Here is a 23,262-nt window from a genome sequence, read left to right on the forward strand (position 1 = left end):
CGGCCCGGCGCCAAATCGAGTTGTTTTCCGGTCCCGGAGACGCTGTTGAAGCACCTCCGGAACCGGAAAACGCTAGTCGTCCGTAAGCGTCACACCAATGCCGCCCACCAGGGTGGAGGCGATGTTGTACAGCACGGCCGCGAGCATCGACAGTGCCGTCAGCAGCAGGACGTTCACTACGGCGATGATGGTGGCAAAGGAAACCACCTGTCCCAGCGAGGCGAAGTCGCGGAGGTCGAAGCCGCCGGACTCGCTGCCGGCAATCTCTCCCAGCAGCGTGTTGACCCGGTCAAAGATGCCGGTCAGGTCCAGCACGGTCCACAGCACGATGGCAGCCACCACTGTGACGACGCCGAGTGCCACCGACAGCAGGAACGCCATCTTCAGGACGGACCAGGGATCGATCTTGCTGACCAGCAGCCGGGCCTTGCGGGCCTTGGCCTTCGGTGCCGGCTTCACCAGCGGCTGGCGGTTACCCGAGGTGCTCTGACCCCCTCCAGGACGCTGGGCGGGGCGGGCGGGGGTTTTCACCCGCGGCCCGCCGCCCGAGGACGACCTGGGGCCTGGGTTGGTCGAGCTCACTCGCTACCTCCATCTTGTGCTGACTGTGCATCGGGCGCAGCCGTTTCGTCTGTAGACAACGGTACTTCATCGCCTGCGGGCTCCACAGGTTCGGAACCGGCGGCTGCCGGAGCCGCCGCGGAAGTTCCGTCCGCCCCTTCGGCGTCCTCTTCGATGGCGAGGTCACGCTCGGAGTTCCGGGCAACGGCGATGATCCGGTCATTCTTGTCCGGCTTGGCGAAGATAACGCCCATCGTGTCCCGTCCCTTGGACGGCACGCCGGTTACGGAAGAACGGACTACCTTGCCGCCCTGCATCACCACCAGGACTTCGTCTTCTTCCTGGACCACCATGGCACCGACCAGATGGCCGCGTTCCTCCGCGAGCTTGCCGACCTTGATGCCAAGGCCGCCGCGGCCCTGGACCCGGTATTCATCGGAGCTTGTGCGCTTGGCGTAGCCGCCCTCGGTGACCGTGAAGACAAATGAGTCCTCGGTGACGACGTCGGCCGCCAGCAGTTCGTCGTCTTCGCGGAATTTCATGCCGGTGACGCCGGAGGTGGCCCGGCCCATCGGGCGCAGCGCGTCGTCGGTGGCGGTGAAGCGCAGCGACTGGCCCATGCGGGAGACCAGCATCAGGTCATCCGTTTCGGAAACCAGCTGGGCCGAGACCAGTTCGTCGCCGTCGCGCAGGTTAATGGCGATGACGCCGGCGGACCGGTTGGTGTCGTAATCCGCCAGCCTGGTCTTCTTGACGAGCCCGCGCTTGGTGGCGAGTACCAGGTACGGAGCGGTGTCGTAATCGGGCAGCGCCAGGACCTGGGCAATGCGTTCCTCCGGCTGGAAGGCCAGGAGGTTTGCCACATGCTGGCCCTTGGCATCGCGGCCGGCTTCGGCCAGTTCATACGCCTTGGCACGGTAGACCCGGCCCAGGTTGGTGAAGAACAGCAGCCAGTGGTGCGTGGTGGTGACGAAGAAGTGCTCGACGACGTCGTCGCCGCGCAGCTGTGCTCCCTTAATCCCCTTGCCGCCGCGGGCCTGCTGCCGGTAGTTGTCGCTGCGGGTGCGCTTGACGTAGCCGCCGCGGGTGATGGTGACCACCATTTCCTCTTCGGGAATGAGGTCTTCCATGCTCATGTCGCCGTCATAGCCCATGAGGATGTGGGTACGGCGGTCATCGCCGTACTTGTCGGCGATTTCCTGCAGTTCCTCGCTGACAATCTGCCGCTGGCGTTCGTCCGAGGCCAGGATGACGTTGTATTCGGTGATTTCCGCTTCCAGCTTGGCGTGCTGGTCCTGGATCTTCCGGTGTTCCAGGGCTGCCAGGCGGCGCAGCTGCATGTCCAGGATGGCCTGGGACTGGATCTCGTCGATTTCCAGCAGGCCCATCAGGCCGTTCCGTGCGTCCTCGACAGTCGCGGAGCGGCGGATGAGGGCAATGACCTCATCCAGTGCGTCCAGTGCCTTGAGCAGGCCGCGCAGGATGTGTGCGGCTTCTTCGGCCTTGCGCAGCCGGTACCGGGTGCGCCGGACAATGACTTCGAGCTGGTGGGTGACCCAGTGCCGGATGAAGGCGTCCAGGCTCAGGGTGCGGGGCACTCCGTCCACAATGGCCAGCATGTTGGCACCGAAGTTGTCCTGCAGCTGGGTGTGCTTGTACAGGTTGTTCAGGACCACCTTGGCGACGGCATCGCGCTTGAGCACGATCACCAGGCGCTGGCCGGTGCGGCCGGAGGTTTCGTCGCGCATGTCGGCGATGCCGGTGATCTTGCCGTCCTTGACCAACTCGGCAATCTTCACTGCCAGGTTGTCCGGGTTGGCCTGGTAGGGAAGTTCAGTAACCACCAGGCAGGTGCGGCCCTGGAGTTCCTCCACGTTGACCACTGCGCGCATGGTGATGGAGCCGCGTCCGGTCCGGTAGGCGTCCTCGATACCCTTGTGGCCCAGGATCTGCGCGCCGGTGGGGAAGTCGGGGCCCTTGACGCGGCGGATCAGCTCTTCGAGCAGTTCGTCGTTCGGGGCATCGGGGTTCTGCAGGTACCACTGGACGCCGTCGACAACTTCCCGCAGGTTGTGCGGCGGGATGTTGGTGGCCATGCCCACGGCAATGCCGGAGGAACCGTTGACCAGGAGGTTCGGGAACCGGGACGGCAGGATGGTGGGTTCCTGGTTGCGGCCGTCGTAGTTGTCCTGGAAATCGACGGTTTCCTCGTCGATGTCGCGGACCATCTCCATGGCCAGCGGAGCCATCTTGGTTTCCGTGTAACGGGGTGCCGCAGCGCCGTCGTTACCCGGGGAGCCGAAGTTACCCTGGCCCAGGGCCAGCGGGTAGCGCATGGTCCAGTCCTGGATCAGGCGGACCAGGGCGTCGTAGATCGCCGAGTCGCCGTGCGGGTGGTACTGGCCCATGACCTCGCCGACCACGCGGGCGCACTTGTTGAAGGAGCGGTCCGGGCGGTAGCCGCCGTCGAACATCGCGTAGAGCACGCGGCGGTGCACGGGCTTCAGTCCGTCCCGCACATCGGGCAGCGCGCGCCCGACAATGACGGCCATGGCGTAGTCAAGGTAGGAGCGCTGCATCTCGGTCTGCAGGTCAATCTGCTCAACCCGGTCTGTCAGTGCGGTCCCGGCCAGGGGAGTCTCGTCCCCGGTTACCTCGGGAGTCTCATCACTCATAGTTCTGCTTCCGTTTCTAAGTCGCTAAAGTCCATGCTCTCCGGCAGCCAGTCGCCGGCACTGAATCCGCTAGATGTCCAGGAAGCGCACGTCCTTGGCGTTCTGCTGGATGAAGCTTCGGCGGGACTCGACGTCTTCACCCATCAGCACCGAGAAGACGGAGTCCACGGCGGCGGCGTCATCCATGGTGACCTGCAGCAGCGTGCGGTGGTCGGGGTCCATGGTGGTGTCCCAGAGCTCGGTGTAGTCCATCTCTCCCAGGCCCTTGTAGCGCTGGATGCCGTTGTCCTTCGGCAGGCGCTGGTTGTTGGCCAGGCCGCGGGTAATGACCTCATCCCGCTCACGGTCGCTGTAGACGTAGTCGTGGGCGTGGTTGGACCACTTGATGCGGTACAGCGGCGGCTGGGCCAGGTACACGTAGCCGTTTTCAATAAGCGGCCGCATGTAGCGGAACAGCAGCGTCAGCAGCAGGGTGGTGATGTGCTGGCCGTCGACGTCGGCATCGGCCATCAGCACGATCTTGTGGTAGCGGGCCTTGTCGACGTCGAAGTCCTCGCCGATCCCGGCGCCGAACGCCGTGATCATGGCCTGGACTTCGGCATTGCCGAGGGCACGGTCCAGCCGGGCGCGTTCCACGTTCAGGATCTTGCCGCGCAGCGGCAGGATGGCCTGTGTTTCGGGGTTGCGGCCACGCACTGCCGAACCGCCTGCGGAGTCGCCCTCCACAATGTAGATTTCCGACTTGGACGGATCCTTGGAAGAGCAGTCCTTCAGCTTGCCGGGCATGCCGCCCGATTCCAGCAGCCCCTTGCGGCGCGTGGATTCACGGGCCTTGCGGGCCGCCAGACGGGCCTGGGAAGCCTGGATGGACTTGCGGATGACGTCGCGGGCCGGGCCGGGGTTGCGCTCGAGCCAGTCACCAAGCTGGTCGGTGACTACCCGCTGGACGAAGCCCTTGACCTCGGAGTTGCCAAGCTTGGTTTTGGTCTGGCCTTCAAACTGGGGTTCGGCCAGCTTGACCGAGATAACGGCGGTCAGTCCCTCACGGATGTCGTCGCCGGTGAGGTTGTCATCCTTTTCCTTGATGATGTTTTTCTCGCGGGCATACCGGTTGATCAGGGACGTCATGGCAGCGCGGAAGCCTTCTTCGTGGGTTCCGCCCTCATGGGTGTTGATCGTGTTGGCGTAGGTGTGGACGCTCTCGGAGTAGGCGGTGGTCCACTGCATGGCCATTTCCACGGCCATCTTCTTGTCCGAGTCCTCGGTTTCGAAGGCAATGACGTCGTTGTGGACAACTTCGACCTTCTTCGAGGAGTTCAGGTGCTTGACGTAGTCGAGCAGCCCGTCCTCGTAGAGGTAGTCCACCGTGCGGTGCTTGGGAGCGGAATCCTGCTCGCCGGTCTCGGCGATTTCCTCGGTTTCCTCCTCGAGCGTCCGCTCGTCGGTGAGCTTGATCCGCAGGCCCTTGTTTAGGAACGCCATCTGCTGGAAGCGGGCACGCAGGGTTTCAAAGTCGAACTCGGTGGTTTCGAAGATCGTGGGGTCCGGGTAGAACGTCTGGGTGGTGCCCGTTTCCTCGGTCGCTTCGCCCTTGCGCAGCTCGCCGACGGGGTTCCCGCCGTTCGCGAAGCTCTGGTGCCAGACGAAGCCCTGCCGGCGTACCTCGGTCTCCACGCGCTCGGAGAGGGCATTGACCACGGAAATGCCGACGCCGTGCAGGCCGCCGGACACCGCGTAGCCGCCGCCGCCGAACTTGCCGCCGGCGTGCAGGATGGTCATAACGACCTGGACAGTGGGGATGCCCTCGGTGGGATGAAGGTCCACGGGAATGCCGCGGCCGTTGTCGGTAACGCGCACGCCGCCGTCGGCCTGCAGGACCACCTCAATGTGGTCGCAGTAACCCGCCAGCGCTTCATCGACGGAGTTGTCCACCACTTCGTACACCAGGTGGTGCAGGCCGCGGGGGCCGGTGGAACCGATGTACATGCCCGGGCGCTTGCGGACTGCCTCGAGGCCTTCCAGAACCGTAATTTCGTTCGCACCGTACTCCACGGGGGTGGCCTTTTCCGGTGCGGTGTGGTGCTCTGGTGTTACCTCTGAGTTGTCCATCTCATTGTCGTTAGCCACAGGTGCTGTCGACTCCTCTTGTTTCGTCAGAAATTGAAGCCTCCCCAGCGGACAGGCATCTCCACTCTCAATTCTACCGCGCCGCGGGGCACAAACCCGTCCAAAACACCCCCTGACAGGCCGCTAATGACGGTTTGGAGCGAATCGGACCGCCCCGGATAGGGACCGATACCGGCACGGGGGTTCTCCGGCCCCTAACCGGCTCCTGCACGGGCAGGAAGTCCGGTCCTTTCCCGCCGGGCGCGCACCCGCACGAAGCCGCGGCCTACCCGTAGGTGTCGCGCGGTCCCCGACCCTTAACGCTCCGCAGTCCCTTGCGCCAGTTCGGCGCCGCCGGGCCGATGACCTCGATCTTGGTGACGACGCCGGACCCTAGTTCGGCGTCGAACCGGGCAATGAGGGTGGCCCGCAGGAGCCGAAGCTGGGTGGCCCAGGCGGTCGAATCGCACCGGACCTGCACTGTGGTGTCCTGAAACGATTCCGGCTTGCAGTGGGCACTCACTTCGCTTCCCACCAGCTCCTCCCAGCGGGAAATCACGGATCCCACGGCAACGGGAGAGTTCCAGCCGCGTTCATTGACGAAGCGGGTGAAGACATTGCCCAGGCCCTGCGGATCCCGCCCGACATATTCTCCGGGCACAAAGGGGACCTGCCTGCTTCGGCCGGTCTTGCGACGGGTGGCCGGGATGCGCTGGTTTCCACGGGCCTGGGCTGCCTGCCGCATGCGGTTCAGCTGCTCCCGCGCCGCGTCCGGCCGGTCCTCGGGATCCCCGCCCGAAGGCACGGGCTCAGGAGACGGGGACACTGACGCCTCCCGGGACCACATTGATGACGCGTCCTGCCAGTGCCTCCGGAATATCGTCTCCCACGGCAGCGGTCACCAACACCTGCTCGGCGCCGGCGACAATACCGGCCAGCCGCTGCCGGCGCTGGACATCCAGTTCGGCAAACACGTCGTCCAGGATCAGGATGGGTCCGGATCCGGGGGTGGGATCGTCGCTGGTGAGCAGGTAGTAGGACCCCAGCCGGAGGGACAGGGCAAAGGACCAGGTCTCCCCGTGGGAGGCGTATCCCTTGGCCGGAGCCTGCCCGAGAATCAGTTCCAGTTCGTCCCGGTGCGGCCCCACCAGTGAGATCCCGCGTTCAAGTTCGCGCCTGCGGTTGGCGGCAAAGGCCAGCAGGAACCGCTCGGTGAGTTCCGGGACGGTCAGGGCATACAACTCGTCCGGATCCTGGGAGTCTTCCACGGCGCCGTCGTCGTTCACTGTCCCCTGCAGGGTGGACCGGTAGACGGCCCGCGCCGCTTTCGACCCGTCCGTCAGGTCACGGTAGGCCGCCTGCAGATGTGGCTGCAGCCGCTGCAGCGCCTCGAGCCTGGCAGCCACCAACTGGGCGCCGGCCACCGCCATGTGCTGGTCCCAAACATCCAGCGTGGCCTCGTGCGCAGACGTGACACGGCCGGCTGCCCGTGCAGATTTCAGCAGCGCGTTCCGTTGCTTCAGCACGCGTTCATAGTCGGAGCGCGTTGCCGCATGGCGCGGCACCAGGGAGACGATCAATTCGTCCAGGAAACGACGGCGGCTGCCGGGATCGCCCTTGACCAGCGCCAGGTCCTCGGGCGCGAAAAGCACCGTCCGGCACAGGCCGAGGATGTCCCGGGCACGGACCGGGTTGGCGCGGTTGATTCGCGCCCGGTTGCCGCGGCCGGGGTTCAGTTCCAGCTCGACGCCGGTGGCCTGGGACCCCCGCATCAGGCGGGCCCGGATCAATGCCTGTTCGGCCTCGAAGTTCACCAAAGGGGCATCCGTGCTCACCCGGTGGGAAGACAGCGTGGCCAGATAGCCGATTGCCTCGACGATGTTGGTTTTGCCCGTGCCGTTGGGTCCTACGAAGACGGTGACTCCGGGTTCGAGCCGGATATCCAGCTGCGGATAGCTGCGGTAGCCCGTCAGGGAGAGGTGGTCAACGTACATGGGTTCTGATCCTCTCCTCTTCGTCGGGCCTGTCCGGCGATCCTGTGCAGCGGCTGGCAGAAACGGCCGATGATCTGCCCACTGCCCAACAGGCCCTTGTCAAATTGTGTTACATCGACATTGTTACGCCGCTTTTTCCATGCCGCCGCTTCGCCTGCCACCGGACCAATCACGCTTTGCCGGGGCCGGCGGGCGGCGGTGACTTACTGGTTCGGCAGACGCACCGGCATCAGCAGGTAGCGGTAATCGGCCTGGTCATCGCCGGTGAGCTCTTCCTGGGCGGAAATCACTGCCGGCTTGGGCGGCGTCGTGAAGGAGAAGCGGACATATTTGCTCGGGAACGCGCTCAGGCCTTCGCTCAGGTAGTGCGGGTTGAAGGCAACCGTGATGTCGTCGCCTACCAATGCAGCTTCCAGTGCTTCAGATGCCTGGGCGTCCTCACCGGTGCCTGCATCGAGGGAGAGCTGACCATCGGTGAAGGCCAGGCGGACCGGCGTGTTCCGTTCGGCCACGAGGGACACTCGCCGTACGGCTTCCACCAGCGCCGAGGTTTCCACGGTGGCGTGGATCGGCGTGTTTTCAGGGAAAAGAGAGCGGATCTTGGGGTAATCGCCGTCTACCAGCAGCGAGGTGGTGCGCCGTCCACCACTTTCAAAACCAATGAGTTCGCTGTCATCGGAGAGGGCGATGTTGAGGTCCCCTGCGCCGCCGAGAGTCTTGGCCACTTCGTTGAGGGTCTTGGCTTTCACGAGGGCACTGGTGGAAATTCCCGGGGTAGCCGGCTTCCAGGACAGTTCCCTCAGGGCCAGGCGGTACCGGTCGGTGGCAAGGAAGGTAATGAGGTCATCTTCGATTTCCATCCGCACACCCGTGAGGATGGGCAGGGTGTCATCGCGGCTGGCGGCAATGATCACCTGCGACACGGCCTGAGCGAAAGCATCGCCGTCGACGACGCCGCTCACCTCGGGAAGGGCAGGCAGTTCCGGATATTCGGCTTCAGGCATGGTGGCGAGGTTGAACCGGCTGTTGCGGCAGGTCAGTGTGACCTTCGAACCGTCGGTCTCCACTTCAACCGGAGCCGAAGGAAGGCTCCGGCAGATCTCGGCCAGCAGGCGGCCGGAAACCAGGATGGTCCCCTCTTCGCTGACATCCGCCGGAATCTGCAGACGCGCGGAAATCTCGTAATCGAAGCTGGCGATGCTCAGGGAACCGTTTTCAGCCTTGATAAGCAGCCCCGAAAGGACCGGAACCGGCGGGCGCGGAGACAGGGAACGCGCTGTCCACGTGACGGCCTCGGCCAGGACATCCCGCTCAACTCGAAACTTCACTGAAGGGTGCCGCCTTTCGCAACGTACTTCTCAGTACAACTGATTTTGTCTTGAACTCGGGTGAGTTATGTGTGGGTCAAACGGGGAAGCATCCGCGGACGGGTCCGGGTAGGAGCGGGTAGACGGGTGTTTAGCTCCGGCTACCGGACCGTACGGGTTTACACGCGAATGACAACCATACTCTGTGACAGCTTAGCCCTGTCCGGTGGTGAACTGCACCGGAGCGGGCCCGGAGAGGCGAACGGGCAGGTGGTGCCTGCCCCTCTGGTCAATGAGCTTTTCAGTGGATGTGTCGGTGTGGTTCGAGGTGTCCCGGAGCTTAGTTGTTATTTGGTGGAACCCAATTTCTTAAGATCCGTAGTGTTAATAACTCCTGTGGATACTGTGGATAACCCCTCATGCCGGGGCGTCCCTGCTGTTTAAGCCTGTTGATAACCTGTGGACGCGCTGCAGCGTCCGTGTCCGGGGCTGTTGGAAACTTTTTAAGGGTTCCGCGTATCCACAGGGAAGCGTGGGTAACCGGGGGTTGTCCACCGGGTTATCCACACCCTTGTCCACAAATGTTAATTTCGAGCCCCTGCGGGGCTCTTTTTCCCCGGTGTTCAGGCCTCGCGCTGCTGCTGCTTGATCCTGTTGGTCAACTCAGTGACCTGGTTGTAGATCGCCCGGCGTTCGGCCATCAGTTCCCGGATCTTGCGGTCCGCGTGGATCACCGTGGTGTGGTCCCGCCCGCCCAGTTCCTGGCCGATCTTCGGCAGGGACATGTCCGTCAGTTCACGGCACAGGTACATGGCGATCTGCCGGGCGGTAACCAGGGTGCGGGTCCTGGATTTGCTGCAGAGCTCTTCGAGGCTGATCTGGAAGTAGGCGGCAGTCTGCCCGAGGATTGACGCGGCCGTGATCTCCTGGGCGCCGTCGTCGGTAATCAGGTCCTTCAGGACGATTTCTGCCAGACCGACATCCACCTGCTGCCGGTTCAGGCTGGCGAACGCGGTGACGCGGATCAGCGCGCCTTCCAGCTCACGGATGTTCGTGGAGATTTTGGACGCGATGTATTCCAGGACGTCGTCCGGAGCGCTAAGGCTGTCGCCGATTGCCTTCTTCCGCAGAATCGCGATGCGGGTTTCGAGCTCCGGCGGCTGCACATCCGTCAGCAGGCCCCATTCGAACCGTGAACGCATCCGTTCTTCGAAGCCGGAAAGCTGCTTGGGGGGCAGGTCCGAGGTGATGACGACCTGCTTGTTGTGGTTGTGCAGGGCGTTGAAGGTGTGGAAGAACTCCTCCTGGGTGGCGTCTTTGTTGGCCAGGAACTGAATATCGTCAATCAGCAGGATGTCCACGTTGCGGTAGAGCTGCTTGAAGCTGGCGCCTTCGTCATACCGGATGGAGTTGATGAAGTCGTTGGTGAACTCCTCCGAGTTCACGTACCGGACCCGGATTCCGGTGTACAGGTGGCGTGCGTAGTGCCCGATGGCATGCAGGAGGTGGGTCTTGCCCAATCCGGAGTCGCCGTAAATGAACAGGGGGTTGTAGGCCTTCGCGGGAGCTTCCGCCACGGCAACGGCCGCTGCGTGGGCAAACCGGTTCGATGAACCGATCACGAAGGTCTCGAAGACGTACTTGGGATTGAGGCGGCCGAATTCCTGGCTGGTGCTCGGAGGCGTCGGGGAGGGGGCGCCGCTCTCGCCGGAAGGTACGGGGCTGGGTGCCGCCGGCTGTTCTTCGGGCTCGGGTTCGGCTTCCGCCACGGGTGTGAGGTCAGAGTCAATGACGAAAGCACACTGGATATCTGCCTGGAATACGCCGCGCAGGACTTCATCAAGGATGTTCTTCAGCTGCGTCTGGAGCACTTCGCGCGTCAGTTCGTTGGGTACTGCGACCAGAAGGGTGGTGCCGATCAGGCCCTGGGCCTGCGCAAGCACCACGAATCCACGCTGTCGGGGAGTAACCCGGTCATCAGTCTCCAAGGTCCGAATGACCTTGCGCCAAGAACTGCCAACATCGTTGATTTCGTCCGTACCCACAAAAACCCCTCATGACGCCCTGCGGCTGTCTAAGAAAACTCGGGATCCCGGTGGGGATCCCGGCACTTCATCCACAGAGTTATGCACAGATAGTGGATAAAGTACCCGTCGCCAAGCCTAGAGGATGATTTCCCATGGTGGTAGCTGGAAATCCGCCTGCACAAGGGCCTGTCGGCTGTCTCACAAGCCTGGACAGGTCAGGATACCCACAGCAGTTGTCCACAGCTGTTGAAAGATCTGTGTGCACAGCCGGGTGCGCGGCTATCCACAACCCTGTACACAGCCCGGCGTGCGATGTGGAAAAGGCGGCGCTTCTACCCCGGTTTGACTGGTGCCCCTGTCTCACCTAACGTTGAGTAGTCCTTTGTGTCTGCTATCTGTACTCACACATGCCCTGCAGGGGTTCTGGAAATCAGGGTCCAGGTCCGGGCGAGTACAGACAGACACATGAAAAAAGCGCCGCCTGTTCTTCCCCCTTGTCGCAACAAGTGCCGGCGCGACTCAAGATTGTCTTGGAGTAACTACCGTGAGCAAGCGGACTTTTCAGCCGAATAACCGCCGTCGTGCCAAGAAGCACGGCTTCCGCCTTCGCATGCGTACCCGTGCCGGCCGTGCCATTCTTTCCGCACGCCGTGGCAAGGGCCGTACCGAGCTGTCGGCCTAAATAACCTCAAAGTTTGTCGATGCTGCCCCTAAGCAGCTTTACTCCGGATTCCAGGTGGTCCTAATGCTGGCCGTACGGAACCGGGTAAGGGCATCGGCAGATTTTTCTCGTACTGTACGTTCCGGTGCCCGAAGTGGGCGCCGGAACGTAGTGCTATATGCGGTTCGAACGGGTGACCAACCGAGCCGCATAGGCTTCATTGTGGCCAAATCCGTCGGGAACGCGGTGACACGCAACCTCGTTAAGAGAAGACTGAGGGAAGCGGCAGCGCAGAGCCTTGCCATCCACCCAACGGGTTTGGACGTGGTGGTGCGGGCTCTACCTGCTTCAGCCTCGGCGTCTTGGCCCGTGCTCAGTGCCGACTACCACAGCGCTTTGAACGCCTGTATAGCCAAACTTTCGCAGCTTTAGACATGCAGGTGAGGGAGGATGAGCCAGCGATGAGGGACTCCGGATCAAATCCGTTGAGGGCCTTGATTGCTGTTGCCCGTTTTCTATGGAACCTCCCGCGCATGCTCCTCATCGGCCTGCTTATGGCCTACCGCAAGGCCGTTTCGCCGCTCTACGGCCAGGTCTGCAGATTTTTCCCATCGTGTTCCGCCTATGCCCTCGAAGCAGTCACCGTCCATGGAGCAGTCAAAGGCTCCTGGCTGGCTTTCCGACGGCTTATCCGCTGCCATCCGTGGAACGGCGGCGGCGTGGATCACGTACCTGATGGACACCGGATTTGGGACTCAACGAAGGTCCCGAGGATCATTGTGCTGAATCACCCCGTGATTCCAGCTGACGAAGACAGCCGCTCGGCGGCCTGAGGAGAGTAAATGGGTTTCTTCGAGACGATACTGTTCCCCTTCAAGTGGGTAGTGTCATGGATCATGTGGGTCTTCCACGAGGGATTCGTTTTCCTCGGGATGGATGCCGCATCCGGCTGGACGTGGACGTTGTCCATCATCGGCCTGGTGATCGTGATCCGCGCAGCGTTGATTCCGGTCTTCGTGAAGCAGATCAAGGCTCAGCGGGGCATGCAGTCCCTGCAGCCGGACCTGCGCAAGCTGCAGCAGAAGTACAAGGGCAAGACCGACCAGCTCTCGCGTCAGGCAATGACGCAGGAGCAGATGGCCCTGTACAAGAAGCACGGGACCAATCCGTTCGCTGCCTGCCTCCCCATGCTTGTGCAGATGCCGTTCTTCTTTGCCCTGTTCCAGGTGCTGAACGGAATCTCCGCCTCGAACGCCCGGGGCGAAGGCCAGGGCGCGCTGTCCCACAGCGCCATCCAGCAGTTCGACGAGGCCACCATCCTGGGCGCCCCGCTGTCCTCCTCGCTCCTGCACGGGTTCGGCGATGAGGGCCACCTCTCGGTAGTAGTGCTCTCGATCATCATGATCCTGGCCATGACCGCTTCGCAGTTCATTACGCAGAAGCAGATCATGTCCAAGAACATGTCCGAAGAGGCCCTGGCCAGCCCCTTTATGCGCCAGCAGAAGATGATGCTTTACGTACTGCCCATCGTCTTCGGCGTCGGCGGCATCAACTTCCCCATCGGTGTGCTCATCTACTGGACCACCACCAACCTGTGGACCATGGGACAGCAGTTCTTCGTCATCCGCCGGATGCCCACCCCCGGCTCGCCGGCAGCAAAGGCACTTGCTGAACGCCGTGCCCGCAAGGGTCTGCCGATGGCCCCGCTCCTGGGTGAGAAGAAGGGTGAAACGCCCGTAGAGGTACCGGCAGCACCGAAGGGCCAGCGCCCCCAGCCTCAGCGGAAGAACAGGAAAAGAAAATGAGCACTGAGCACATTGATGATCCCGTAGCTCCGCTCGATCCCGCAGCTCCGCTCGAGGAGGATTCCGAACCTGCTCAGGGACGCACCGGCCGGCTTGAGGAAGAGGGCGACGTAGCCGCCGACTACCTTGAAGAACTCCTGGATATCGCCGACATTGACGGTGACATCGATATTGAGGTCCGGAACGGGCGGACGTACATCTCCGTGGTCTCGGAGGAGGGCGACGACACCGCTCTCCAGGCCCTGGTGGGCCCTGACGGTGAAGTGCTCGAGGCATTGCAGGAACTTACGCGGCTGTCGGTGCTGACAGCCACTGAGAACCGCTCCCGGCTGGTCCTGGACATTACCGGCTACCGCGAAGAGCGTGGCGGGCAGCTGCAGGCTATTGCCGAGGACGCTGCCAAACGTGCCAAGGAAACCGGACAGGAAGTAGCGCTTGTTCCCATGAGTGCCTACGAACGGAAGATTGTTCACGACGCCGTGGCTGTACTTGGACTGATCAGTGAATCCGAGGGTGAAGGCGCAGACCGCCACATCGTCGTTTCCCTGCCTGCTTCATAGTTATCCCGCCCGGCAGTGCAGACAAGGAATATCAAGTAAGTGGTTGAAACAACGCCCGCAGAACTGGACGCCGCCCGGAAAATCTTCGGCGACCGCCTGGACCTCGCACAAAGGTATGTAGAGCACCTCGCGACGTCGGGGATGGAGCGAGGCCTCCTCGGCCCGCGGGAGGTTCCGCGGCTTTGGAGCCGGCACGTACTCAACTGCGCCGTGGTGGCTGAGTTGATCGAGGCGAACGCCACGGTGGCCGATGTCGGCAGCGGGGCGGGCCTGCCGGGCCTGTGCCTGGCCATCGCCCGTCCGGATCTCACCATGACCCTGATTGAGCCGCTGGAGCGGCGCGTTATTTGGCTCAACGAGGTCATTGCGGACCTGGGGCTCGGCAATGTCCGCGTGATCCGCGGACGGGCCGAGCAGGTAGTCGACGAGGTAAACGTGGACGTGGCGACCGCCCGGGCCGTGTCGGCGCTCGGCGGGCTGGCCGGCCTGACAGTACCGCTGCTGCACGGCAGGGGCACGGTCCTGGCCATCAAGGGCCGCAGCGCCGAAGAAGAGGTCCAGAAGGCCGCGAAGGCAATCCGCAAGCTGGGCGGACGGGATACGGCCGTGCTGACTGTCGGCGGAGACCTGCTCGAGGAACCCACAACCGTGGTGCGCATCTCCGTAGGGTGATCCGTCTGACAGTCTGGCTTCCATGCACACACCGACGCCGGTCCCGGGGAATGGCCCTGAAGCGGATAGTCTAGATGGACTAATGCCTTAACGCTTTATGTTGGAAAGTGAGCATGACCAGGTGAGTGCGCGTGATTCTGCCGCAAAACGGATTCCTCCCTTCGCCGCACTCGGTTCTGCCCTGTCTGCGTCATTCGGCAGAAAACAGCCGCAATTGAATGCGGCTTCGAAACTGCCGGTAGTTGTTTCACGTGAAACGGCTCCGGCTGAGCCGATGGAACCCGCCAAGACTGAAAGCAGTGCCGCACTCGTGCCGGCCCCCCAAGCTATCGAAGGTGGTGTATCCGATGAAGCCGCTCCCGCGCCGGCATCGGTAGATGTTATGGACTTGATGGACGAGAGCACCCCGCTGGCGCGTGAACTGGCCAGTGAAAACCGGCGCCGTGAAAAGCTGCGCGGCCGCGTTCTGCCGCGCCCGCCCCAGACGCGGATCATGACTGTGAGTAACCAGAAGGGCGGCGTCGGGAAAACCACCACCACGGTCAACCTGGCTGCCGCGCTGGCGACCGCGGGCCAGAACGTCCTGGTCATTGATATCGACCCGCAGGGCAACGCCTCGACCGCCCTCGGCATCGACCACCGTGCTGATGTGGAGAGTATCTACGATGTGTTGATTGATGACCTTCCGCTGGCCAACGTGGTTGCCCAGTGCCCGGACATCAACAACCTCATCTGCGCGCCGGCCACGATCCACTTGGCCGGAGCGGAGATTGAACTGGTATCCCTGGTTGCGCGTGAGCAGCGGCTGAGCCGCGCTATTAACGTCTACGCCGCTGAACGGGAAAAGCAGGGGTTGGAGCGGCTGGACTACATTTTCATCGACTGCCCGCCCAGCCTGGGCCTGCTGACCGTCAATGCCTTTGTTGCGGCACGGGAAGTCCTCATCCCGATCCAGTGCGAGTACTACGCGCTCGAGGGGCTAAGCCAGCTGCTGAAGAACATTGAGATGATCCAGAAGCATTTGAACGCGGAGTTGGTTGTCTCCACGATTCTGCTGACGATGTACGACGGCCGAACCAACCTCGCCGCGCAGGTTGCCGCCGAGGTGCGCGAGCACTTCCCCGAGCAGGTGCTGCGCGCCGTCGTTCCGCGCTCGGTCCGCGTTTCTGAGGCACCCAGCTACCAGCAGACGGTCATAACCTATGACCGGTCTTCCACCGGCGCGCTCTCCTACCTGGAAGCAGCCGCGGAGATAGCCCAGCGCGCTTAGGGACACCCCGGCGGGGTTCGGCTGCCAGCCCGGCGCCGCGCCTTAGAATACTCTCACAATCAATCCGTGCAGCTTGAAGTGTGTGCATAAGGGAAGGACTTACCCATGGCCGAGAAGCGTCGTGGTTTAGGCCGCGGTCTGGGAGCTTTAATTCCTAGCAGTGCGGAGCCTGCGGAGACTGAAAACTCGAACCAGGGAAACGTTACTTCCGGCCGCCCGGCTGATTTGTTTTTTGCTGCGGCGGACGAACCCCGCACACCTGCAGGCGGTTCCGGCCCTCGCCGAGGGGCGGGGATCAATAAAGAGGCGCTTCGGGGACCGGCGAAAAAGTCGACGACGCGCAGCTCCACCTCCCGCAGCACGGACGCCCGTACGGATGCAGACGGGATTGACGACCCGAAGCAGCCGGCAGCGGCTGAACCCCGTGCCTCAGGCAGTGCAGGAGCAGAAGGTGAATCCACCCCGGCTTCGGTAAACAAAGCGGCTAAGCAGGCAGCCAAGGCCTCATCAGGCGGTGCTGGGCGTCAGGATGGCACCCGGAAGGCATCAAAGGACTCTCCCGCGGTTGAAGAGGCCCTCCCGGACGCTGCGTCAGCGCCCCTCCCGGCGGCCGGTGACAGCAGCGAGTCGGAACAGCCAGTCGATGCCCGGCAGGACAAAGCGGCGGATGTTTCCCGTGAAACATCCACTGACGAGCCGGAGGACAGTGGCCTCGTCCAGGTTCCGGGCGCGACCTTCGCGGAGCTCCCGATCGACTCGATCCACCCGAACCGCAAGCAGCCACGGTCGGTGTTCGATGAAGATGATATGGCCGAGCTGGTGCATTCCATCCGCGAGATCGGGGTGCTGCAGCCAATTGTGGTGCGGCCTTCTCCCGAAGACGACGCGGAGCACCCCTATGAGCTTGTTATGGGTGAGCGTCGCTGGCGAGCTTCCCGTGAGGCCGGGCTGGACTTCGTGCCGGCGATCATCCGGTCCACCCAGGATGTAGACCTCCTGCGGGACGCCCTGCTGGAGAACCTGCATCGCAGCCAGCTGAACCCGTTGGAAGAAGCTGCCGCCTACCAGCAGCTCCTTGATGACTTCGGCTGCTCGCACGAAGAGTTGGCAGACCGAATCGGCAGGTCAAGGCCGCAGGTAACCAACACCCTGCGGTTGATGAAGCTTCCCCCGCTGGTACAGCGCCGCCTGGCGGCTGGAATTCTGTCCGCGGGCCACGCACGCGCTCTGCTTGGGCTCGGCGATCCTGCTGAGATGGAAAAGCTGGCACAGAAGATCGTGGCCGAGGGTCTTTCCGTCCGGGCCACGGAGGAGATTGTGTCCCTCTCCGACGGCCTGCGTAAGCCGGCCAAGGCAGCCAAGCCGAAGATCGGTGCCCGGCATGAACGACTCGATTACCTGGCAACGTCACTCTCTGACCGGCTCGACACGAACGTAAAGATCACTCTCGGGGCCCGGAAGGGCAAAGTGAGCATCGAGTTTGCGAGTGTTGATGATCTGAATCGGATCATGGGTGTCCTCACGGCGCCTGGTGAGTAACGCCGCGCGCCAACTGTGTAGCTGAAGGGGTCGGTGTTTCACGTGAAACACCGGCCCTTTGCGTCTTAACGCCGGCCATAGAACCTCCTCGCTGATCGTCCCGGTGAGAGCCAGCTGGAGTTGATGACATGGATATATGAAGAACTTCGCCCGGCGGGGGCGCTGGTGACCTCGACTTCGGGAAGTACTACCAGGGATCCTTTCGACGCTGGTGAAAGTAGCGAGTGACCCTCGCGGCAGGGTCGAGGCACGCTATTAGCAGAAGTCAGCCACCCTTACTGGCTGTAGAACGGACACAGCCTAAGCGGGCGGTACGGTAACCCCATGTCGGGAACTCCGCGGTGATCGCTATGCCGGCGCGGTTCGACTCTATAAGCAGGTCGTACACGAAGACGAAGTCGCGCATTGTTTCACGTGAAACCGTGACTGTTCCGCGAACGTAGCTGTTGCGATCCGAGCACCGGTTTGCCGACAGGCTGGCCGCCGACAGATTATGTTGCCTCCATGCCTTCGGTTTCACGTGAAACATCGTTTATTCACAGAGCATACGAGGCCCATCGCCGCGGCGGGCGCCACTAAAAGGCTCCACCACCGTCGTGGGGATCAACGCGGGCAGGGATGGCTAGCGCGTGCAGCTCGAGGTAACCCTGGCGGATAAGCCACTCCGTGACCGCTGCGCTTATAGGTCAGCCTTCCGCGGGCTGCCACGCCGCCAGGATTTTCTTGTTCCGCCGTCCTGTAAACAGATGAGCCTCTAGCTGATGGCACCCTCCGCCCGCCAGGAAACGGCAAGGAGCAGTTGTTCACTGGGCTTACTGCGTTGCCAGTTCAAGACACGGTTGTTTCGCAAGGCAGAGATGGGTGATCTCTTAGAGATGTTCCATACCCTGGATCTTCACGCCCACACGCACAGTGCGGGGGCCAGGACGCCTGTCAGCTGCTGTGCCTCTGGCGGTGGCTCTGTTTCACGTGGACGGAGAATCCCTGTTTCACGTGAAACAGTGATCCGTGCACTGATTGGCCGCCGCCGTGTCAGCGTGAATCGGCCGCTAAAGACACGAGGGGCGCGTGCAGCATACGATCGACCGCACCCATGCGTAGAACTCTTCATCGCTACAGGTCGACTCTTGGGCACAAGATGACCTTGCGGGGTTCATCCCGGAGCCGGGCAGAGCAGTTAGTGGATAACCGACCCATAGGACGGTGTTCCAGTCCTAGCGTTCCTGGAGGCGCTACTCCTGGGCTAATCCATAGGAGTCGACTACCAACTGATGCCCATCTCGCCGGCACTGTCCTATCCGTTCGTGTTGGGTCAGATGTCGCCGCACCTTTGCCGCGGTGCTTCCGGGACGACATGAATCCGCGCGGTTGTCCGTGCCGTCCTGCAGTGTTTCACGTGAAACGGCGCCCGTATCAGCTCCGAGTGAGTGTGTTGTCCGTGTTCCGGTATGGCGTCGGAGCGAGAGACAGAGCCGCAAGAAACTGTATGCCCGGGTCAAGACGCTTGAGGGAGTCCTCGGCATGTGCAACGGGGTACTTCCGCCTACAAGCCGGAGGTCGTTTCACGTGAAACACCAGCGGCTCGGATTCGGCCGGTCCGCCGGCTAGGCATCCAGCGCCATGAGTCCCGCAAGGTGGAGATCACCGGACTCGATGGTTGGTATCAGGTCTGCGGCACGTTGGGTAGGTGGCAGCGGTGAGGGACGTGGGCACACCGGTCTTCGGGGCACGTTGATGTACCTGCCGGTGCGCCAGAAGACCGGCGTAGGTGCTTCACGGATCAATCGAAGGCTTCACTGGAACAAGGACAGTCAGGCGCACTGTCGCCGGTCGAGTATGGCCGGTGAGAATGCGGACGCTTCCGATGGGTGAACAGAGACCTTGGATGCCCCAGGTCTCCAAAGAGGAGCAGGAGGTGGGACGCGGTCACCATTTCCTGATAGGTAATGAAGCGCCCGCCTCCACCTCCGACCAGGCGCAAGCCACCCGCAACCCACCTGACCTTCCGTCTCCAGTCTTTACCCGACCAGCCTCTAACCGAGGACCTATGGCGGGACCATGCAGCGGGCCGCCGTTGCTCGGCTGCGCGAGCTGTTTCACGTGAAACGCAGTTCACCCGCCGGTCCTCGTGAACGGCCCGCGTGGCTAACGACCTGCCCCTGACGGCTCCCTCCCTTCTCCTGCAGGCGCCCTGGAAGCCCCTCCGCCTGCCAGGCCGGGCTACCCATGCCCCGGCTGTAGAAGCTCGTCTACGGGCCGCCCATGGGGAAGTCGTAGACTGGTCTGCCCGCCGTGGGCAGCGTCGCCGGCACGCTCACAGCGGGGCGAAACCTTGTGAATCGGGTTGATGGACGGCGGTCATAGGCAGTGTTGGGACGAACTGTTGCACGCACCTGTACCGGGTAGAACGGGAGCGCCAGCGGCCCTCCACGCTTCCTGCAGGCGAACCGCTTCCCCGAGTGGATAGTCCGGCTTCAGATCCTCAGATCCTCATGTCCTCAGATACCGAGATACCGAGTATTGCCGTTGCAGCGTCGGAACTCCCGGCCCAGGAGGTGTGCCGGCCAGAGGCCGTGAACGGATGTACGGGTGAGGGTAAACGCCGACGGCGCGTAGAGCACGCCGGTGGCGGAGCCCTCGCTGGATGCTGGCGCCGCGGCGTGGAGCGCGTGCGCCGGGTTGGCCGAACACTCACTACTGCCGGTCGTGGGAACAATAAGAGTCCTCCCCCTCCGGATCCGTGCCAGGGACTGAGCCCTGTCGGTCACTGCACTGGGGATGCCTGCCGGGTGCGGCTATGTCCGGAAGAGGCGTACCGGACGTTACGCAGGAGGAGGGCTGGCTACTGCTGCTTGCCCGTCCGGCAAGTGACGCATCCTGCGCAGGGGCGACAAGGCGACAGGCAGGAAGGCCACACAGGTGGCTGCCCCGGCAATCCACAGGGCAGCCTCTGCTCCGTACAATTGCCCGAGTATGCCGCCCAGCAGCGCCCCGATTGGCTGCGTTCCCCATACGAGGAAGCGCATGGTGGCGTTCATGCGGCCCAGCAGGCGATCCGGGGTCAGCCGCTGGCGGAAGCTGACCTGTGTCACGTTGTAAACCACCACGCCAAAGCTGGCTACGCCGAGCCCGGCGGCGCCCAGCCAGACCGACCAACCGCCGTCGGCGGCCGGCAGCAGCAGTGCAAAAGGCGCGGTTGCAGCGATGGATAACCATATGGCTGGCCCTTCACCCAGCCACAGGGTCAGCCGCCGTGTGGCGAGGGCACCGGCTAGGCCGCCAGCTCCCAGAACCGAGAAAACGATTCCGATCTGGTGGGCACCCAGCCCGATCTCACGCGGCAGGAAGAACACCAGCATGGCCATGTAGGCCGCGAAGGCGAGGTTGAACAATGCCGTGGAACCGGCGATCGCCCGCAGCAGGGGGTTGCCAAGAACGAAACGAAGGCCTTCAGCGATGTCCGCTGTCAACGATGACCGGGACTCTCGCGCCGGCTTGGGCTGCTGGTAACGCATGCGTCCAACGAACAGCGCGGACAAACCCATAGCGACGGCATCCAGGGCCAGGGCAACGGGCGCCGTCAGCCAGGCGATGAGCTGGCCGGCCGCAACCGGGCCGCCAAGCTGGGCAACTGAGCGCACCGTCTCCAACTTGGCATTTCCTTCGACCAGACGGTCCCGCCCTATGAGGAGCGGGAGGTAACTCTGGTAGGCCACGTCGAAGAAGACGCTGAAGACACCCATGACCAGGGCCACCGCGTAGAGCTGCCAGACGGTCAGGGCTCCAAGCCACCAGGCGGTCGGAACAGTTAGCAGGACCACCGCTCGGATCAGATCCGACCAGACGAGTATCCGCCGGTACCGCAGCCGATCAACCCAGACACCGGCGGGCAAACCAATCAACAGGAACGCAACGGTGCTCATGGCGGACAACAGCCCCACTTCGAACTCCGTCGCTGCCAGGGAAACCACTGCCACCAGTGGCAGCGCGAGCCCGGAGATCTGCGTCCCTAACTGGCTCAGGGAAGTGGAATAGAACAGGAAGCGGAAGTCGTGATCCCGTAGAACCCCGGCGTGTGCCTGGTCTCCGGCACCATGGTCTGTTGTCATGCGGTTGACTCTCGCCAATCGATTGATATTTGTCAATAGGTCGCTCTGGTAGTCTGCATCCATGACAGACGAGAGCGGTCAGGCCCCTCGGCGGTCAGCGAACGAGGAAGAGGCGAAAGCCCTGGCGTCGGCGATACGGGTGCGCATTCTGCGCCTGTGCCGCAAAGAGCAGCTGACCAACAAGGAGATTGCGACCAGGCTCGACGCCAACCCGGCGACGGTGCTTTATCACGTGCGCAAGCTTGTCTCAGCAGGTTTCCTGGAACCGCAGGAGGCGCGGTCCGGACCGAGCGGCGCATATGAGATCCCGTACCGCGCGACGGGTAAGTCGTGGCAGTTGAACCTGGACGGCCGGGATCTCCGTATGCGCGGCGCGATGATTGGCGCGTTTGTGTCCGAGGTAGGACAGGTCCCCGCATCCGAGCAGGTCACAATTTCCCGGCTAGGCATCCGCCTGACCGATGAAGGTCATGCAAGGCTCGTCGAACGCGTCCAGAATCTGTTGGATGAATTTGAAGCGGAAACGCCGCCCGAGGGCAGCGCCCATTACTCGCTCTTTATGGCCATCCACCCCGACAGCACACCCGGGTCGGCGCCCGACAATAGCAGCCACACCAGCCCGTGACGGAACAGCACGGCAGATCCGCGGACAGAAGGCGCGGTGCGTGCGTCACTAAGGTATCCGGGTTGTTTCACGTGAAACCAGTTATGTTGTCGGCTGCAGGTATTCGCAGGCATCGGCGAAGGGCTGCAGCGGAGGGGTGAAAAAGATCGCCCCCGCCAGCCCGCCGCCGCGTAGGGTGGCTCCGATATGTACCGGCGGTACGAGGCGGAGTCGCGCAATGGCGGCAGCATCCATGCCGCAGGGGATCCCGCGCCCGCCCAGCGCCGGAATCCGCAGCAGCGGATGCTCCCGCAATGCAACCGCGTAGAGGGATGTTGTCAGCTCCATCATCCGGCGAGGGCTTCCCACCGAAACGGGACTCAAGGAGGGTGCTGCTGCAGCTGCAGCACCGCCCAGTCCCAGTGTTTCCATAATCAGGCTGTCGCCTCCGCTGTAGCCCAGGTCATCCGGTGTCCACGGTGCCATGATTTTTCCGGGGAACCCGGAGATGGGCGGCAGCGGTGCCCGGAACCAGTGGCCGGGAACGCCGGAAACGCGGATGGCGAACTCCTTCTCATTCATCGCCATGGCCGTGACGATTGAGCTGCCTGCCACCCCTTCCGCCGCGTCCGCAATAACCTTCCCTGCCGCCATGGCTACGTGCAGGAAGTGGAATTCCGCAGTGTTGAGATAGGCCAGCAAAGCGGACGTGTCCGGGTCGGCGGCCGGACTCTGGAGGACGCGTTCCAGGATGGCGTTCCGGAACAGGAGGGCCGCCGCGGTCTGCCGTCCGTGGAGTTCATCGCCCATGGCTAATGCGCGGGTCATGACCGGCAGGAGCGGCAGCGGAGCTTGTCGCAGAATCCGGCCGAGGGCAGGAGCCACCCGGTCCCTGATTCCGGCCAGATTGGCATTGACCGCCGACCCGCGGGACCCGAACGTCAGGGCCTGCGTCCCCGGGCCTTCGTTCATCCTGCACGTGGCAGTCCTGCCGGATACCCGGTCCTGCACAACCAGCACGGGCATTGAGGCGGAGCAGACACCGGTCAGCGAACCTACGGCACCGTATTCATGGCAGGAGCCAAGCTGGATGGCACCCGAGTGCAGTAACGCGTCAGCCTCGTCCGGGGTGGAAGCTAGACCTTCGAATAATGCCGCACCGACAACCGCTAACCGTTGGCAACCAGCATAATCCTGCCAGGGCATCAGCGGCCCGGAGACAAGGATGGTGTTCCTGCCCATGCCCGGGACAGCCTCCAGGGCTGGCAGCACATCGATAAGTTCCGGTTCCACGGAGAGCATTGCCGAGACGGCCGCATCGTTCGGCGACATGAGGGAGCCATCCCTCATTTGCGCTTTCGTCTCCATTGGC

General features: G+C 63.0%; 18 protein-coding genes. 9 read left to right on the forward strand and 9 right to left on the reverse strand.

Features of this window, described 5'->3' with window-relative positions; all coding sequences use genetic code 11:
* Positions 1-72: 72 nt before the first annotated feature.
* The 7 genes from LOC60_RS11715 to dnaA all read right to left on the reverse strand — a co-directional run bounded on the left by LOC60_RS11715 (position 73) and on the right by dnaA (position 10,688).
* A complete protein-coding gene (locus tag LOC60_RS11715; RefSeq protein ID WP_230025346.1) occupies positions 73-582 on the reverse strand; it encodes a DUF3566 domain-containing protein in 510 nt (169 codons plus the stop codon).
* Positions 579-3,236 carry a DNA gyrase subunit A gene (gyrA, locus tag LOC60_RS11720; RefSeq protein ID WP_230025347.1) on the reverse strand — a complete coding sequence of 886 codons (2,658 nt, stop codon included), beginning with the start codon at positions 3,234-3,236 and terminating at the stop codon, positions 579-581. The genes LOC60_RS11715 and gyrA overlap by 4 nt, the downstream gene beginning before the upstream one ends.
* 69 nt (positions 3,237-3,305) lie before the next feature.
* Entirely contained in the window at positions 3,306-5,345 is a 2,040-nt protein-coding gene (gene gyrB / locus LOC60_RS11725; RefSeq protein ID WP_230025613.1) for a DNA topoisomerase (ATP-hydrolyzing) subunit B, read from the reverse strand.
* Between the two features lie 283 nt (positions 5,346-5,628).
* Positions 5,629-6,168: a DUF721 domain-containing protein gene (locus tag LOC60_RS11730; RefSeq protein ID WP_230025349.1), complete on the reverse strand. Its 540-nt coding sequence runs from the start codon at positions 6,166-6,168 to the stop codon at positions 5,629-5,631.
* On the reverse strand, positions 6,152-7,336 hold the full coding sequence (gene recF / locus LOC60_RS11735) for a DNA replication/repair protein RecF (protein WP_230025350.1): 1,185 nt from the start codon (positions 7,334-7,336) through the stop codon (positions 6,152-6,154). The genes LOC60_RS11730 and recF overlap by 17 nt, the downstream gene beginning before the upstream one ends.
* Positions 7,337-7,539: 203 nt before the next feature.
* Positions 7,540-8,664 (reverse strand): DNA polymerase III subunit beta, encoded by a 1,125-nt coding sequence (gene dnaN, locus LOC60_RS11740; protein ID WP_230025351.1) that lies wholly within the window; start codon positions 8,662-8,664, stop codon positions 7,540-7,542.
* Between the two features lie 602 nt (positions 8,665-9,266).
* On the reverse strand, positions 9,267-10,688 hold the full coding sequence (gene dnaA / locus LOC60_RS11745) for a chromosomal replication initiator protein DnaA (protein ID WP_146359770.1): 1,422 nt from the start codon (positions 10,686-10,688) through the stop codon (positions 9,267-9,269).
* 526 nt (positions 10,689-11,214) lie between these two features.
* On the opposite strand from dnaA, the gene rpmH reads away from it, so the two are divergent.
* The 8 genes from rpmH (at position 11,215) to LOC60_RS11785 (ending at position 17,177) form a co-directional block, all read left to right on the forward strand.
* Complete coding sequence (rpmH, locus tag LOC60_RS11750) at positions 11,215-11,352, forward strand: 50S ribosomal protein L34 (RefSeq protein WP_022892375.1); 138 nt, start codon at positions 11,215-11,217, stop codon at positions 11,350-11,352.
* 63 nt (positions 11,353-11,415) lie between these two features.
* A complete protein-coding gene (gene rnpA / locus LOC60_RS11755; protein WP_230025352.1) occupies positions 11,416-11,763 on the forward strand; it encodes a ribonuclease P protein component in 348 nt (115 codons plus the stop codon).
* Positions 11,764-11,792: 29 nt separating this feature from the next.
* Complete coding sequence (gene yidD / locus LOC60_RS11760; protein ID WP_230025353.1) at positions 11,793-12,164, forward strand: membrane protein insertion efficiency factor YidD; 372 nt, start codon at positions 11,793-11,795, stop codon at positions 12,162-12,164.
* Positions 12,165-12,173: 9 nt separating this feature from the next.
* Positions 12,174-13,136 (forward strand): membrane protein insertase YidC, encoded by a 963-nt coding sequence (gene yidC / locus LOC60_RS11765; protein WP_230025355.1) that lies wholly within the window; start codon positions 12,174-12,176, stop codon positions 13,134-13,136.
* Positions 13,133-13,696, forward strand: coding sequence for a Jag family protein (locus tag LOC60_RS11770; RefSeq protein WP_230025356.1), 564 nt, complete (start codon positions 13,133-13,135; stop codon positions 13,694-13,696). Before yidC ends, LOC60_RS11770 begins: the two co-directional genes overlap by 4 nt.
* 39 nt (positions 13,697-13,735) lie before the next feature.
* Positions 13,736-14,368, forward strand: coding sequence for a 16S rRNA (guanine(527)-N(7))-methyltransferase RsmG (gene rsmG / locus LOC60_RS11775; protein WP_230025357.1), 633 nt, complete (start codon positions 13,736-13,738; stop codon positions 14,366-14,368).
* 121 nt (positions 14,369-14,489) lie between these two features.
* Complete coding sequence (locus LOC60_RS11780; protein WP_331460814.1) at positions 14,490-15,638, forward strand: ParA family protein; 1,149 nt, start codon at positions 14,490-14,492, stop codon at positions 15,636-15,638.
* Between the two features lie 105 nt (positions 15,639-15,743).
* The gene (locus LOC60_RS11785) at positions 15,744-17,177 is read left to right on the forward strand and encodes a ParB/RepB/Spo0J family partition protein (RefSeq protein ID WP_230025358.1); all 1,434 of its coding nucleotides are present in this window, start codon (positions 15,744-15,746) and stop codon (positions 17,175-17,177) included.
* Between the two features lie 2,822 nt (positions 17,178-19,999).
* Here the strand turns inward: LOC60_RS11785 and LOC60_RS11790 are convergent.
* Positions 20,000-21,286, reverse strand: coding sequence for an MFS transporter (locus LOC60_RS11790; protein ID WP_230025359.1), 1,287 nt, complete (start codon positions 21,284-21,286; stop codon positions 20,000-20,002).
* 61 nt (positions 21,287-21,347) lie between these two features.
* On the opposite strand from LOC60_RS11790, the gene LOC60_RS11795 reads away from it, so the two are divergent.
* Entirely contained in the window at positions 21,348-21,911 is a 564-nt protein-coding gene (locus LOC60_RS11795; RefSeq protein ID WP_230025360.1) for a winged helix-turn-helix domain-containing protein, read from the forward strand.
* 81 nt (positions 21,912-21,992) lie between these two features.
* On the opposite strand, the gene LOC60_RS11800 is transcribed toward LOC60_RS11795, so the two are convergent.
* Entirely contained in the window at positions 21,993-23,222 is a 1,230-nt protein-coding gene (locus LOC60_RS11800) for a DUF1116 domain-containing protein (RefSeq protein ID WP_230025362.1), read from the reverse strand.
* Positions 23,223-23,262: the final 40 nt, after the last annotated feature.

Source organism: Arthrobacter sp. zg-Y769 (assembly GCF_020907405.1).
Classification (GTDB): Bacteria; Actinomycetota; Actinomycetes; order Actinomycetales; family Micrococcaceae; genus Arthrobacter_B.